The sequence below is a fragment of the Evansella vedderi genome (assembly GCF_030813435.1).
Classification (GTDB): Bacteria; Bacillota; Bacilli; order Bacillales; family Salisediminibacteriaceae; genus Evansella; species Evansella vedderi.
In genome coordinates this window covers 101,823-116,702 of sequence record NZ_JAUSUG010000020.1, presented here as the reverse complement: position 1 = coordinate 116,702, position 14,880 = coordinate 101,823, and the positions used below count along the sequence as shown (strand labels likewise).

Below are 14,880 nucleotides of genomic sequence, written 5' to 3'. Positions count from 1 at the left end.
TCCCTTTTGGCCATAATTGATTCTCCTTCGACTTTGTATTGAGTCAAGTTTATATGACCTTAACGAATCTGTCCAATTTAGTGTAACCTATTCAGTTTCATAAACGCTCCATGAAACACGAATTTCCTTCTTTCCTCCTAATTCGCGTTTCATAATTGCTCCATGAAACGCGTATTTCCTGCTTCCTTCTCCCTTCGCGTTTCATAAACACTCCATGAAACGCGTATTCACTGCTTTCCTCCTAATTCGCGTTTCATTAACGCTCCATGAAACGCGTATTCCCTGCTTCCTTCTCCCTTCGCGTTTCATAAACGCTCCATGAAACGCGTATTTCCTTCTTTCCTCCTAATTTGCGTTCCATAAACGCTCCATGAAACGCGAACTACCTTCTTCCCTCCCAGTTCGCGTTTCAGCCTCCTGTATTAGGTTTGCAATTCCCACCTTCAAGGTATAAGCAAACTATGATAATATTTTTACGAATCAAAAAAGGTACTTGATTGTTTGCCAAATGGGGTGTATAGTACGTTTCGGAATAATATTTTCCATTAACAGTGGAATGATTAAACTAAATAAAACATAGGATAACTTGTCCCTACTTCATTACAAGTTTAGAAAGGAATTTTGAAAATTATGAGGCTTGGTGCCCGTATATTTAAAACCGGTTTGGCAGTTACCTTTGCCCTTTATGCAGCCATTTGGCTAGGGTTTTCAAATCCTGCTTTTGCTGGTCTTGCAGCATTTTTTGCTGTTCAGCCGTCCATTCACAAAAGTTTTATTGCAATTAAAGATCAGATACAAGGGAATACCCTAAGTGCTGTTCTTGCTATTATTTTTGTTTTAGCCTTCGGACACGAACCGTTTGTTATCGGTGTCGTTGTCATGCTTGTTATCGCCATTCATATTAAATTTAATAAAGAAGCAATCATTCCGTTAGCGGTAGTAACGGCCGTAATTATAATGGGAAGTCCAACGGATGAATTCATTGAACTGGCTACTAAGCGGTTCCTGTTAATCATGTTAGGTGTATTTGCTGCTTTCCTTGTTAACTTGATTTTTTTACGACCGAAGCATGAAAATTCTTTGTACCATAAAATTACGAGTACCAACGAGCAAATCATTCAATGGATCCGACTTATTACCCGCCATGAAGCGGATTACAAGACCCTAAAGAAGGATTTAGGGAAGCTGCAAGAATCCATTACAAAAATCGAGAATCTCTTTCAGCTTTATAAGGAAGAAAGAAACTATTTTCGAAAAAACGAGCATCCTCGCCTTCGAAAAGTGGTGTTGTTTCGACACATGATGGACAGTTCCAAAAAAGGGCTAACTATTTTAGAGAGCTTGAGTAAATACGAGAACGTTATTCATCAATTCCCGGAAGAGATGCAAGAGCTTATTCGTAGCCAATTAGACTATTTAACAAACTATCATGAACGTATCCTATTAAAGTATATGGGAAAGGTGAGGTCCCACTCGGCGGAAGATATTTATGAAGAGGTGGGAACAGGTAAGCAACAGCTGACCGAATTGTTCTTAGATTTTCACGATAACAACGAGATTGATCGAAACGAATGGATTCACTTCTTCCCCGTCATTGCGCAAATTATAGAATACAGTGAGGAATTGGAAAAATTAGACCGCCGAGTTAACAGCTTTTTCAAATATCATACAGATGAAAATGAAGTAAGTGTAAAAGAAAAAGAATTATAAAAGAGGAGACTCCCAAGAGCCTCCTCTTCCTCTTTTTGTTTTAAGCTCTGTTAAACTTTGATGTTGATTTTCCCTTCAGGCGCTATAATCAACGCTTTTTCAAAGCCAACACTGTTCTTTACATGGAAATGAAAATTCTAGTCTGCATTGGAATGAGCGAACGGACCGTAGCGAATGACAACCTGATTTGTATTTTCAGGGTAGCCTTGTTAAAATTATCAGTTCAACTGCTGCACTTGGAATAGATTATAATAAGCTCCTTGCTGTTTCATTAATTCATCGTGGCTTCCCATTTCCGCTAATCGGCCGTTTTCGATTACCACAATTTTATCTGCGTGAGTGATGGTGGAGAGACGGTGTGCCACGATAAAGGTTGTTCTATTTTCTGCTAATCTAAATAGGGACTGTTGGATGAGATGCTCACTTTCTAAGTCTAATGCGCTTGTTGCTTCGTCAAAAATTAAGATTTCCGGGCTCTTCAAAAATACCCGTGCAATGGCGATACGTTGTTTTTGCCCACCAGAAAGCTTTACTCCCCGCTCCCCAATGCTCGTGTCGTAACCATCAGGAAGTTCCATAATAAAATCATGGGCGTTGGCTGCTTTGGCCGCTTCTATCACTTCTTCTTCTGTAGCATCAGGTTTTCCCATTAAAATGTTGAAGCGGACGGAATCACTAAAGATGATATTGTCCTGTAACACCATGCCAATCCGGTCCCTTAAGGATCGCATTTGATAGTCACGAATGTCTTTACCGTCAATAATAATGCGGCCACTTGTTACATCATAAAATCGAGGGATTAAACTCATGATGGTGCTTTTTCCACCGCCGCTCATTCCTACAATGGCAACCGTTTCACCCCTATCTGCACGAAAACTTAGGTCGTGGAGAACATTTTGATCATCGTCATAGCTAAAGCTTACACGATCAAATATTACCTCTCCCTGTGGATGGGAATAGGGTACAGCGTTCTCCTTATCTGTAATATCATATTTTTCATCCACTAGCTCAAAAACACGATCCATGGAAGCGATAGATTGCGTTAATGTGGTGGAGGAATTGATCAATCTTCGCAATGGGTTATATAAACGGTCCATATAAGCTACGAAGGCGACCATAGTTCCCACCGTTAGATCCATTTGAATAACTAACGCCCCGGCAACTCCAATGACTAGGACTGGAGCGATGTCGGTAATGGTGTTGACCACAGCAAAGGTCTTTGCATTCCATCTTGTATGATCTAATGCCTTCGATAAAAAATTCTCATTGCGCTTATCAAATTGTTTCTGTTCATGATCCTCCAACGCAAAGCTCCGGATAACGTTCATCCCTTGCAGTCGTTCATGTAGATGGCTTTGCACCTCTGCCAGAGCCTGGGACCTCTTTCTTGTGAGAGATCGTAATCGGCTGTAAAAATATTTAATAGAAATTCCGTAAAAGGGCAATAACGAAATGGCCACAAGGGTTAGCAAAGGATCCATCGTAAACATAATAATGATTGCTACAACAATAGTAAACATATCCAACCAAATATTCATCATTCCAGTTATGATGAAGGTCTTCGTTTGTTCCACATCATGAATGACCCGAGAGATGATTTCCCCTGATTTTCGATTGGAATAAAACTTTAAGCTTAGCTTTTGTAAATGTGTAAAAAGCTGATCACGAATATCATACAGAATTTTACTACCTGTCCACTGGGCATAGTATTGTCGGTAATATTCAATGGGAGGACGAAACACTAGAAAAACAAATAATACGATCCCCATTAACCAATAAAGGGACGTCATTTTTTCATCATTAGTTAAACCTTGAGCACCAATAATATCATCAATCACGTATTTTAAAATGAGGGGAATGATAAGAGGAATTCCAAATTTAAATACCCCGATAATAACCGTAAAAATAATCTGTTTCCAATATGGTTTAACAAAAGCTAAATAACGTTTTATACTATCCAAATAGCTGACACTCCAATCCTAGTGGCAAAAATAAAGAGACGGCTTTCCGTAAAAACCGTGCTCTTTACTATTCAAGCATAACTTCCCTCTAATTTTTAACGGTAGTTTAAGAAACGCTCGTACCAATATTCTATAAATCCAGGCTCAAAAGGCCCTTTTTGCTGACTAATCCAAGTGACTAGCTCATCCACACTCCTTCGGAGGATGACCTCCACTTCATCTGGATAATTCATTTGTTTTTTATGTAAAGCAAATTCATCTTCGTCTAATAGCTTGTACGTTTTGTCTGGAAAAACTTTAATGTCCAGATCATAATCGATATATTTCAAAGCTTCTTCATCGTAAGTAAATGGAGTCCCTAAATTGCAATAATAATATATTCCGTCATTTCTTATCATTCCAATTGCATTGAACCAATGATTAGCAGTAAAGTAGCAAATAGCTGGTTCCCTTGTTCGCCATTGACGGCCGTCCGACTCTTGAACCATAATTCGGTCATTGCCGCCAATTACTTCTTGAGAAGTGCCTTTTAAGACAATGGTTTCTTCCCAAACTCGATGAAGCTGCCCGTTGTGTTTGTAACTCTGTACTAGAATATTACTTCCTGACTTCGGAAAGCTCACTTTTTTTCTCCTTTCGTTACGAATCTTTAAGGGCACGGGGAGTTACCATTTGATCTTCTGGGTGTAAATAAAGGTCAAATGGAGGCTTTTCTGTTAAATAATTTTGCAATTTCAAATAATTAATTTTTCGATAGGGATCACCAGGAGTTATTGGTTCCATCCCAGTTTCCAATAAATATTGGTCACATGCAATTTGGCATAGGTCGATGTATTTCGCATAGCTTTGATCTTCAAATACCTCAAAGGTCTCCTTGGACATGTAAAAGCTTTTATCCGGCATGCCCCCAAGATGTGCATAAAGTAATTCAAAGTCAATTTCATTATTTTCTTTAATGATGCAGCGAAGTGATATTCCTTCTTGGAGGGTGGATGTATAATTATTAATCGCTTTTCTGACCTCATCAACAGACACGGTGATGATTTTCATTTCTTTGTTCTTCTCCTTATCTTTCTGTTTTTTGGAGCGCTTTTTTTTGAAAAACATGTTCATCCCCTCCATAGCCCTTTGGAATTGTAAATCACATGCTTATCCCTTATTCAATTGGCTTAATCCTTATCTTTTTTAGCTATTCTCTCTTCCATTATACTATTGATTGTATGATTTTAAAATAAATCATCATAATATCAAATAAAACCATTATAAAAACCCCTTCTCCCGTATAGGGAAAAGGGGTAAGGCAGATGATACCTTTATACTAATGTGGATCCATTAGTATAACGCACATTACTGCTGTTGTTGTTGACTAGAAGCTTGTTGTTTACGTGCTTCAGCTTGTTGGTTTTGTTGACGTACTTGTTGAGCATCTGTTTCGCTTGCAAACTCAAAGTTTTGTTGTTGTTGAGCTTGTTGCCCTTGTTGAGCTTGTTGAGCTTGAGCAGACTGTGCGTTTTGCTTCCTTACTTGTTGAGCATTTGTTTGAGAAGCGTTTTGATTTTGATTAGCCATGTGTATCACCTCCACAAAGATTATGATAACCCCGAGGTGAATTTTTATCCGACTAAAACCTTGTATTTTTTTGACAATTTTATTTTAGTTTTCCCGCGGAAGCATCCGCCTGAAGAGACTTTCCAGTAATATGATATTCCAACCTAAGTTAATAATGAAATTCCACCATCAACCACAATGGTTTGTCCACAAATCATTTTTGCTTGTGGTGATAATAAAAACATAACTGCATCGGCTAAATCTTCAGGTTCCACAATTCTACCTGCTGGGGTTCTATCCTTGGCATCCGTTAACAGCTCGTCCCTATTTGGAAAATGAGTTAAGGCATCTGTGTCCACAGCACCTCCAGAAACAGCGTTTACACGAATATTATTTGGGGCAAGCTCCACTGCTAAATACCTTGTTAATGATTCCACTGCAGCCTTCGAGACCCCTACTGTCGTATAGTTTTTCAAATATCTTTGTGATCCTAATGAACTTAAACTGACGATGGCACCACCAGTCCCTTGCTTCTTCATACGTTCTGCAGCCATTTGTGAGCAGAATAGCATTCCCTTATTGTTAATATTCATTGTCCAGTCCCAGTGGGATTCATCCAGTTCTAAAACGGGTCTAAGGACACCAGAAGCAGCGTTATTTACTAAAACATCAACCCTTCCAAAATGTTCATCAATTTGAGCAAACATTTCCTCTACCTTATCTTTTTTTGCAATGTTTGCTTTTACTGTTAGAACATCTACCCCTAATTGACGTAATTCTTCCGCAGTTTCCTCCGCTTTCCCACGGCTTCGAGCGTAATTAATTACGATATTATAGCCTTCCTTTGCTAATTTAGTGGCAATCGTTTTCCCAATTCCCCGGCTGCTACCAGTAATTAGTGCCACCTTCTTCGTTGATTGATCCATAATAACTTCCTCACTTTCTAAAAACTTCATCCATCATGTTACTACCTATTTTTCCAACCCATTATATCGAATATCATCCCTTTACTCTAGGGAAACTATCTTAAAGTAAGAAATACAACCGTAAAGGAGAGATAATAATGTATGTTGGACGAGACTTTACAGAGCTTTCCATGATCTCAAAAAAAGAATGGACGGATAAAGAATTAGCCTACTTCCATTACAATTTACAACAAATGGTCCCTTATTTAAACTCGGAGGGAGTTACCATCCATCGTGAAATCGTCAATGAAATGATCGACCGCGGAGGATTAAATCATCTAGAAAGTAACGGAACAAGCGGCAGCCGCATTCACTTTGACTAATAAATCATTTTACGTGCTTTCCTATATAAAACCGATTACAATGGAGGAAAAGTAAGTAATTGGGAGTGGAGTGTGAGAAAATGAAAGCTGTTGTTTATAAGGAATACGGTAATCCAGAAGTACTTCATGTACAGGAAATGGAAAAGCCTTCTCCAAAGGAAAATGAAGTTCTTATTCGAGTCGGAGCTAGTGCCATAAACCCCGTTGATACGTATTTTCGTAAAGGAATTCGAGAAGTTCCTCGTTTTCCCCATATTCCTCATTTTGACTTAGGTGGAGTGGTTGAAGAGGTTGGTGAGGGGGTTTCTCATGTAAAAGCAGGGGATCGTGTTTGGGCAACGAATGTTGCTGGAACTAGTGCTGAATATGTAACAGCTTCTTCTGAAGCAGTTTTCCCATTGCCAGACACGACGACTGAGGTGGAGGGTGCAGCCCTTGCCATGCCATTTATGACGGCACATTTGTCATTACATTACCGGGCAAAAATTCAGCCTGGCGAAACAGTACTTATTTATGGCGGTGCAGGAGCAGTTGGTAACGCTAGTATTCAACTGGCTAAAAGGGCTGGTGCAAAAGTAATTGCTACCGCCGGAAATGAAGAGAAAGCAGCCTTTTGCCAAAAAGCAGGTGCGGATAACGTTATCTTATATAAAGAAACGGACCTGGTTGAAAAAGTAAACGAAATAACAAATAACCAAGGTATTGATATTATTTTAGACATGTCCTTAAGTGAAAATATTGAGCAAAATTTAACAATAATAAAAACGGGGGGAAGAATTGTAACGATCGGTTCTCCAAAAAATAATACCCCGTCGCTCCCTTGGAGACTTCTAAACCAAAAGCACGCTTCCTTACTAGGTGTATTACTTTTCACTGCACCAAAAGAGGAACTAAAAAAAGCAGGAGATGAAATAAGCAGCCTATTAGAGCAGCAAACAATCTTTGCCCATGTCGGTGCCACATACACCTTCGAAGAAGCAGCAAAGGCCCACACTGCATTAGAAAACCATGAAGTAAACGGCAGTATCGTATTGGTACCATAAAAGAAACTAAAAAAGGCTCGCACTTTATCAACAGTGCAAGCCTTTTTTAATGGCTGTTTTAGTAAATTTGTCGCTTTTTGAAAAGCTTGAAAAGAGGAAAGGGCCAGTGTCTCCATCTGTTCTAGTATTGCCCTGTCATTTATCCGCAGAAAAATCGATGTCAACTCTTTTCAGGCACCATGAACAGTAAACTTGTTGATTAAATACAACAGTGATCTTCCTCAGAAGAGTAAACGAAGTTGCGCAAGAGCAATTTGATAGAAAAACAGCCTCATTATGTGGCTGGTGCTAGGAATATAGCTCCGTAGATGAGAGCTCCTAAAATGACAAATGCAGGATGAACCTTCCTTTTTTCCAACAAGAAATAACTAATCCCTAAAAGGAAAATGGTTTGTAACCAACCACTCTCAATATAAGAAGTTTCAATAAATCGATAAGTTAATACTCCCAATAATACAGCGATGGTAGGTCTTACAATTGTGGAAAGTAACTTTACCTTCGGTGAGTCCTTAAAACGATACAATAAGCCGAGTAGAACAACCATTAGAATAAGGGAAGGGGCAATGGTAGCAAACAAACCAATGGCTGCACCTAAGATTCCCCCTTCAACGAAACCTATATATCCCGCCATTTTGGTTGCTATCGGTCCCGGGAAAGCATTTCCTAATGCTAGAACCTCTCCAAACTCTTCTACCGTCATCCACCCATATCTGTGAACTACTTCATATTCAATAAGAGGAATTGTCGCTGGTCCTCCACCGTAACCTACAATACCAGGAATAAAAAACGCCAGGAATATCTCCCAATAAATCATGGAGCATCTCCCTCCTTTTTCTCCTGATTTTCTTTAGCTGGTCTTTTAACTAAGACAAATAAAATGAGTGCTCCTATTACTATTGCAGGATGAATACCTAATAATTGAATGAGTACAATAGAAAGAATAAGTAATATGACAACTTTTAACCAGCCTAATCCTTTTTTGGAACTATCAATAAAACTCCAAGTAATTACCCCCATCATCACTGCCACAACCGGAATAACTCCGTGTGTCATTCCTTGTACCCAAGGATATTCACGGAACGAGGCTAATGATGTAAGTAAAATAATCATTAAAATAACAGTAGGTATTACCGATGCAATAATGGCATTGATCATTCCTAGGGTGCCAGAAACTCGATATCCAATGTACCCTGCCATTTTTGTAGCAATTGGACCTGGCAAAGTATTTCCAATAGCTAATATATCCGCAAACTCTTCACTAGTCATCCATTTATATTTTTCTACGGCTTCCTTGTGAACTAAAGGAATGGAGGCAGGGCCGCCTCCATAACCTAATAATCCAACACGAAGAAAAGCCATAAATATTTCCCCATGTTTCATTAGTTTCTACTCCCTTTTTTAATAACGCTGTTAAACTTCGATGTTGATTTACGCTTCAGGATGCTCGCTTTCCGCGGGCAACGCTTCAGCCTCCTCGTTCCTGCGGGGTCTTCAGCTTTTGCTTTTCCCGCAGGAGTCTCGCACCTTTCGCTACAATCAACGCTATTTAAAAATAAACAATGTCCTTTGACCCTTTTTAATAAACTGCTATTGCTCCATCTGTGCGGGCTTCCGTTCCTCCTGCAAGGACACCTGTTTTCGGATCTCTCCAAATAATTTGACCTCTTCCAAAACCTCCAGGATGGTGTGCTACTTGGATGTTGTGGCCTCTCGCTGCTAATCCTAAAGCAATGTGATTTGGTACCGAGTGCTCTAATTGCACTTCTTTATCCTTCATCCACTGCCATCTAGGAGCATCTAATGCCGCTTGAGGGTTCAGACCAAAATCAATCGTATTCATAATGACCTGCATATGTCCTTGTGGCTGCATAAATCCACCCATCACTCCGAAAGGACCTACCGCTTCATTGTCTTTCGTTAGGAACCCAGGAATGATCGTGTGGTACGTACGCTTACCTGGTTTCAATGCATTTTCATGGTTAGGATCAAGACTAAAGTTATGTCCTCTATTTTGCATGGAGATTCCTGTTCCTGGTACAACAATTCCAGATCCAAAGCCCATATAGTTACTTTGAATAAAGGAAACCATATTTCCTTCCCCGTCTGCAGTTGCGAGATAAACAGTACCGCCCTTTGGAGGCTCACCTGGAGTTGGCGTCAACGCTTCATTACTGATAAGTTCACGTCGTTGTTGTCCATACTTATCACTTAGTAAATCAGCAACTGCCGTACTCATTTCCTTCTCTTCTGTAATATATTTTTCCCCGTCAGCAAAAGCAAGCTTCATGGCTTCAATTTGCTTATGGAATGTAACTACATCATCTCTAGACTTGAACTCGTCATTTTTCAAGGTGTTTAATGCCATTAATGCAATAAGCCCTTGCCCATTTGGAGGAATCTCCCAAACATCATAGTCCTTGTAATTAACACTAATTGGATCTACCCACTCCGGTTGGAAAGCTGCTAAGTCCTCTTTCGTTAAATAACCACCATGCCTTTTGGAAAACTCGGCTATTTTCTCTGCAAGCTCGCCTCTATAGAAAGACTCTGCGTTTGTTTCACCGATGGCTTCTAACGTAGTTGCGTGCCCTTCTGAACGCCACATTTCCCCAGCTTTCGGCGCCTTTCCACCTGGAGCAAAAGTGTCAAACCAGCCTTGGAACTCCTCCCCCTTTAGAACTTTGGAATAACCGGCAGTTGCCCGCTCCCAAAAATAAGCTAAAACTGGACTTAACGGGAAGCCTTCCCTCGCATACTTTACCGCAGGTGCTAATACTTCCGATAAAGGCAATTTACCGAAACGTTTGGATAGCTCTGCCCAGGCAGCAGGTGCACCTGGTACGGTTACAGGAGTCCACCCGAATTTCGGCATTTCTTCTATACCTTGCTCTTTTAACTTTTCAATAGAAATGGACTGCGGGGCAGGACCACTGGCGTTAAGACCGTGGAGCTCCCCTTTTACCCATACTAAAGCAAACGCATCACTACCAATACCGTTTGATGTTGGTTCAACCACCGTTAAGCAAGCTGCAGTAGCAATTGCCGCATCAATGGCGTTCCCCCCTTTTTTAAGGATGTCTAATCCCGCTTGGGAAGCTAGTGGCTGCGAAGTAGCAACCATACCATTGCGACCATATGTAACCATTCTCTGTGAAGAATAAGGATAATGAGAACTATCAAATGAAATCATGTTGTATGTACCTCCTATGTCTTTTTTCTTATCGTAACATATTTCGAGTAACGAAGGAATATGTTTTACGTTTGAAAACCCTTCCATTGAAGGTTTTGCAATTTTGACTCAAATTACGCGAAATTTTGTTCTTTGTAAAAAACTATTCTTGGAGGGTGAATGGAAATATGGGATTTTCGTTTCAGGGAGGGGTTATGGAACGGGAGATCCTGGTTCGCGTTTCATAGAGTATTTTTGAAAACTTGACCGTGTTTTGCTTTCCACTAAAAACAAGCCCCTACATACATTTAAGTAGGGACTTGTTTACTCCACATCCAATTTCAAGAGGTTTAAGTAACTAATTTTTTACGAGCATCTAAACTCTCTGCTTAAGGTTTAATAATCTACTTACTTCACAACTGGTTTTTTCAAGAATCCTAACATTAATGCTGTTACAAGGGATCCGGCTGCTATTGCTAAAATATATAGGGGCCAGTTCTCTACTGCTACGAATATAACGAACGCACCACCGTGGGGAGCCATTAACGTGTTGCCAAATGCCATAGAAAGTCCCCCGGCAACTGCGGATCCTGCAATAATGGACGGAATTACTCTTCCTGGGTCTGCAGCTGCGAATGGAATGGCACCTTCTGTTATGAAGGACGCTCCCATAACATAATTCGTTTTTCCTGCTTCTTGCTCTTGCTTTGTAAATTTGTTTTTAAATAAAGTTGTAGCTAAAGCGATACCTAATGGTGGAACCATTCCACCAGCCATGATAGCAGCATGTGGTCCGAAGTTACCAGCGTCAATCATAGCGATACCAAATGTAAACGCGGCTTTGTTGATTGGTCCCCCCATGTCTACGGCCATCATCCCACCTAGTAAAATTCCCATTAATACGATGTTAGTAGTGCCCATTCCCCCTAACCAATTTTCTAATGATCTGTTAAGGGCTTGAACTGGGTCTACAATAAATTCTAGCATAATATAACCTGCTAATAAGATACCGAGTAATGGATAAATTAAAATGGTTTTAATACCAGCTAAGGACTGAGGTACGAAATTAAATGACTTTTTAATACCAACAACTAAGTAACCTGCTAAGAAACCTGCGATGATACCACCTAGAAACCCTGCCTCACCATTGGCCGCGATCATACCTGCAACCATACCTGGGGCGAAACCTGGACGATCCGCAATACTCATGGCAATGAACGCGGCCAATACTGGAATCATTAGACCAAATGCAGTACCGCCACCAATCGTCATTAGTGCATCTGCAAGGGGATGATAGTCTGCACTATCTGGGTCAAATGCTTCAATACCAAAGAAGAAGGATAAAGCAATTAAGATACCTCCACCAACAACGAAGGGAAGCATGTTGGAAACACCATTCATTAAGTGTTTATAGAACCCTACTTTTTGTCTTGGCTCCCTTTCTCCGGATTCTGAGGCCCCGCCCCCTTCCCCTTTAAAAATAGGGGCATCACCGTTGATAGCCTTTGTAATTAATTCCTCTGGTCGGCGAATACCAGCAGTCACTGGTTCTTCAATTAAAGGTTTACCAGCAAAACGCTCCTTTTCTACCTTTGTATCCGCAGCGATAATAACGGCAACAGCCTTCTCAATATCAGCACTAGTAAGACGGTTTTTCACACCATCAGATCCGTTCGTTTCTACTTTAATTTCAACACCCATAGCTTTTGCCTTGTCTTTCAAGGAATCTGCAGCCATGTACGTATGTGCAATACCAGTTGGACAGCCAGTAACGGCAACAATGAATTTTTCCGAAGCATCGGTCTTAGAAGCTTCCTCATCCTCAGAACCTAGCTTTTCTATTTCCTTTTCGTTAATGGCTGTTAAGATCTCCTCTTTCGTCTCTGCCTTCATTAATATTTCACGGAAGTCTTCGTCAATTAACAATGTAGACAAACGAGATAATGTTTGTAAATGCTCATTATTTGCCCCTTCACTAGCAGCAATCATGAAAAATAAATGGCTAGGGTTACCGTCTAGGGAATCGTATTCAATTCCAGACTTAGATCTACCAAATACAATTGTCGGTTCTTTGACAGCGTTTGTTTTTGCATGTGGAATGGCTATACCATCGCCAATACCTGTTGAACTTTGACTTTCGCGGTTATGAATTTCCTCGATAAACTTTTTTCTATCATTTAAGCGACCTGCACGATCTAACTCATTTGCTAACTCTTCAATTACTTCATTCTTCGTTGTTGATCTTAAATCTAGTATCATTGTTTCTTTCTTCAACAATTCTACTATTTTCATAGTGACGACCACCTTTATAATTTAGTAATTTCTATTTCATCTATTAATTTCTCAATCTCAGCTTTTTCGCAAAAATGATTAGAGAACGCTGTTGCACTTCCAGCAGCTATTCCATATTGAAAGGCCTTTACTAAGTCGTTATGCTGGCTATAGGAGGCAACAAATCCTGCTACAACGGAATCGCCAGCGCCAACAGAATTTTTTACAATCCCCTTTGGAACATTAGAAAAAAGAGTTATTTCTTTATTCAAAAATAAAGCTCCTTCCCCTGCCATAGAAACGATAATATTCTGAACCCCTTTATCGAGAATCCTTCTTCCATAATGGACTGCATCCTTCACAGTTAAATCACTTTTATCAAACAGTTCTCCCAGTTCATGATGATTAGGCTTAATCAAAAAGGGGTTACCTGGGAAACTTTTCTCAAGGGCTTCGCCGCTCGTATCCACAATGACTTTTACACCTAATTCCTCCACTTCTTTTAAAAGAGAATAATAGATGTTTGATGGCAAGGACTTAGGGACACTCCCTGCTAAAACTAATAAGTCCCCTTCTTGTAGTACGTGAAGCTTTTCCAATAAGGTATTTAGGTGCTCTTGATCAACGGAAGGAGATTGCCCATTGATTTCCGTTTCTTCCCCAGTCTGCAGCTTTATATTAATTCTTGTATCACCATTAACCTGAATAAAATCTGTATCCACCTTTTCCTCACGAAGCTTCTGTTCAATAAATCCTCCAGTAAATCCACCAATAAATCCAAGGGCCTTGGTTTTTATATTTAAATTGTTTAATACCCTTGAAACGTTAATCCCTTTTCCACCAGGGTTTTTCATCTCTGTTGCAGTTCGATTTGTCTTGCCAAATTCGAACGGATCCACAGAAACGATGTAATCCACAGATGGATTTAATGTAAGTGTATATATCAAGGCATTTTCACCACTCTCACTTCTGTTTTTTCTGCAAAACTCTTTAAAATATCTGGGTTTAATTTGTCCGAAGTAATAATTGCTGCTTCACTTAAATCTGTTATTTTAGCAAAGGAAGTATCACCGAACTTAGAATGATCCGTTAGAAAGTATGCTTCCTTTGAACGTTTAATCGCGATTGCTTTTACTTGAGCTTCTTCCGGATCTGGTGTTGTATATCCACTAGATAAATCTAGACCATTTGTTCCCATGAAGGCCATATCAAATTGGTAGGTTTCCAAAGCATCGATCGCTCCCCTTCCTACCATTGCGTGGGTTCCCCTTTTTACAAAGCCCCCAAGAATATAAGCTTTCATTCCGTGTAGTAAAAGTTCGTTTAATACATTTAGTCCATTCGTAACGACAACGATATCCTTTTCCTTTAAATACTCCACCATAGCCTTTGTTGTTGTTCCTGCATCGATATAGATACTCCTACCATCTTTAACAATGGAAGCGGCCTCTTGACCAATTAACAGCTTTTCCTCTGTATATTTCGATTGCTTTTCTTCAATCGTTGGTTCTTCAATCATGCTAGTTAGGAGTGAAGCACCACCATGAATTCTTTTTAGCTGATTATTATTTTCTAATTCAGTAAGGTCTCTGCGGATAGTAGACTCAGAGGCGTTAGTAGCATCAACTATCTCCTGGAGCTTCACGACCTTTTTGTCCTTCAATAAAGATAAAATAAGCTGTTGTCTTTCGAAAGTAAGCATTATCATAACCCCTTATCTCTTACTAACATTAAGTATATATGGAGCGCTTTCAAAATTCAATCATTTTCTTTCAATAACATTCAAATTCAATCGATATATTTTATTCATTCAACCAAAAACGATCATAAAATTAAGTTAGCACCCTTAATATTTCCCTCTATAAATAAAGAAATCCCACTTCAAAAAAG

At 39.7% G+C, this 14,880-nt stretch carries 13 protein-coding genes and 1 pseudogene; 3 read left to right on the top strand and 11 right to left on the bottom strand.

The features are described from left to right. Window positions 1–630 precede the first annotated feature (630 nt). Window positions 631–1,710 carry an FUSC family protein gene (locus J2S74_RS21210; protein ID WP_307329749.1) on the top strand — a complete coding sequence of 360 codons (1,080 nt, stop codon included), beginning with the start codon at window positions 631–633 and terminating at the stop codon, window positions 1,708–1,710. A gap of 218 nt (window positions 1,711–1,928) precedes the next feature. Here J2S74_RS21210 and J2S74_RS21205 read toward each other — a convergent pair whose 3' ends face one another. From J2S74_RS21205 to fabL, 5 genes and pseudogenes are all read right to left on the bottom strand, one after another. Next, the gene (locus J2S74_RS21205; RefSeq protein ID WP_307329747.1) at window positions 1,929–3,671 is read right to left on the bottom strand and encodes an ABC transporter ATP-binding protein; all 1,743 of its coding nucleotides are present in this window, start codon (window positions 3,669–3,671) and stop codon (window positions 1,929–1,931) included. 95 nt (window positions 3,672–3,766) lie between these two features. After that, window positions 3,767–4,294, bottom strand: a complete 528-nt coding sequence (gene ntdP / locus J2S74_RS21200; protein WP_307329744.1) for a nucleoside tri-diphosphate phosphatase — start codon at window positions 4,292–4,294, stop codon at window positions 3,767–3,769. A gap of 16 nt (window positions 4,295–4,310) precedes the next feature. Next, window positions 4,311–4,778 carry a DUF3939 domain-containing protein gene (locus tag J2S74_RS21195; protein ID WP_307329741.1) on the bottom strand — a complete coding sequence of 156 codons (468 nt, stop codon included), beginning with the start codon at window positions 4,776–4,778 and terminating at the stop codon, window positions 4,311–4,313. A gap of 240 nt (window positions 4,779–5,018) precedes the next feature. Next, a pseudogene (locus J2S74_RS21190) lies at window positions 5,019–5,219 on the bottom strand (gamma-type small acid-soluble spore protein); the annotation flags it as partial. Window positions 5,220–5,383: 164 nt separating this feature from the next. Then, window positions 5,384–6,175 carry an enoyl-[acyl-carrier-protein] reductase FabL gene (gene fabL, locus J2S74_RS21185; RefSeq protein WP_307329736.1) on the bottom strand — a complete coding sequence of 264 codons (792 nt, stop codon included), beginning with the start codon at window positions 6,173–6,175 and terminating at the stop codon, window positions 5,384–5,386. A 107-nt stretch (window positions 6,176–6,282) separates the two neighbouring features. On the opposite strand from fabL, the gene yfhS reads away from it, so the two are divergent. Together yfhS and J2S74_RS21175 are read left to right on the top strand one after the other, a co-directional pair. Next, window positions 6,283–6,507, top strand: a complete 225-nt coding sequence (yfhS, locus tag J2S74_RS21180) for a mother cell protein YfhS (RefSeq protein ID WP_307329733.1) — start codon at window positions 6,283–6,285, stop codon at window positions 6,505–6,507. A gap of 80 nt (window positions 6,508–6,587) precedes the next feature. Next, the gene (locus J2S74_RS21175) at window positions 6,588–7,550 is read left to right on the top strand and encodes an NADPH:quinone reductase (protein WP_307329730.1); all 963 of its coding nucleotides are present in this window, start codon (window positions 6,588–6,590) and stop codon (window positions 7,548–7,550) included. Window positions 7,551–7,824: 274 nt separating this feature from the next. Here J2S74_RS21175 and J2S74_RS21170 read toward each other — a convergent pair whose 3' ends face one another. The 6 genes from J2S74_RS21170 to J2S74_RS21145 form a co-directional block, all read right to left on the bottom strand. Beyond that, on the bottom strand, window positions 7,825–8,364 hold the full coding sequence (locus J2S74_RS21170; RefSeq protein ID WP_307329728.1) for a chromate transporter: 540 nt from the start codon (window positions 8,362–8,364) through the stop codon (window positions 7,825–7,827). Continuing rightward, on the bottom strand, window positions 8,361–8,930 hold the full coding sequence (locus J2S74_RS21165) for a chromate transporter (RefSeq protein WP_307329725.1): 570 nt from the start codon (window positions 8,928–8,930) through the stop codon (window positions 8,361–8,363). The genes J2S74_RS21170 and J2S74_RS21165 overlap by 4 nt, the downstream gene beginning before the upstream one ends. A gap of 196 nt (window positions 8,931–9,126) precedes the next feature. Then, a complete protein-coding gene (locus J2S74_RS21160; protein WP_307329723.1) occupies window positions 9,127–10,740 on the bottom strand; it encodes a gamma-glutamyltransferase family protein in 1,614 nt (537 codons plus the stop codon). Between the two features lie 387 nt (window positions 10,741–11,127). Then, window positions 11,128–13,011 carry a PTS fructose transporter subunit IIABC gene (locus J2S74_RS21155; RefSeq protein WP_307329720.1) on the bottom strand — a complete coding sequence of 628 codons (1,884 nt, stop codon included), beginning with the start codon at window positions 13,009–13,011 and terminating at the stop codon, window positions 11,128–11,130. A gap of 14 nt (window positions 13,012–13,025) precedes the next feature. After that, window positions 13,026–13,937, bottom strand: coding sequence for a 1-phosphofructokinase (gene pfkB / locus J2S74_RS21150; protein WP_307329717.1), 912 nt, complete (start codon window positions 13,935–13,937; stop codon window positions 13,026–13,028). Then, on the bottom strand, window positions 13,934–14,692 hold the full coding sequence (locus tag J2S74_RS21145; RefSeq protein ID WP_307329714.1) for a DeoR/GlpR family DNA-binding transcription regulator: 759 nt from the start codon (window positions 14,690–14,692) through the stop codon (window positions 13,934–13,936). Before J2S74_RS21145 ends, pfkB begins: the two co-directional genes overlap by 4 nt. Window positions 14,693–14,880: the final 188 nt, after the last annotated feature.

Coding starts and splice junctions, on each gene's coding strand:
- J2S74_RS21210 (WP_307329749.1), top strand. CDS start 631: ATGAGGCTTGGTGCCCGTATATTTAAAACCGGTTTGGCAGTTACCTTT.
- J2S74_RS21195 (WP_307329741.1), bottom strand. CDS start 4,778: ATGTTTTTCAAAAAAAAGCGCTCCAAAAAACAGAAAGATAAGGAGAAG.
- fabL (WP_307329736.1), bottom strand. CDS start 6,175: ATGAAGTTTTTAGAAAGTGAGGAAGTTATTATGGATCAATCAACGAAG.
- yfhS (WP_307329733.1), top strand. CDS start 6,283: ATGTATGTTGGACGAGACTTTACAGAGCTTTCCATGATCTCAAAAAAA.
- J2S74_RS21175 (WP_307329730.1), top strand. CDS start 6,588: ATGAAAGCTGTTGTTTATAAGGAATACGGTAATCCAGAAGTACTTCAT.
- J2S74_RS21170 (WP_307329728.1), bottom strand. CDS start 8,364: ATGATTTATTGGGAGATATTCCTGGCGTTTTTTATTCCTGGTATTGTA.
- J2S74_RS21165 (WP_307329725.1), bottom strand. CDS start 8,930: ATGAAACATGGGGAAATATTTATGGCTTTTCTTCGTGTTGGATTATTA.
- J2S74_RS21160 (WP_307329723.1), bottom strand. CDS start 10,740: ATGATTTCATTTGATAGTTCTCATTATCCTTATTCTTCACAGAGAATG.
- J2S74_RS21155 (WP_307329720.1), bottom strand. CDS start 13,011: ATGAAAATAGTAGAATTGTTGAAGAAAGAAACAATGATACTAGATTTA.
- J2S74_RS21145 (WP_307329714.1), bottom strand. CDS start 14,692: ATGCTTACTTTCGAAAGACAACAGCTTATTTTATCTTTATTGAAGGAC.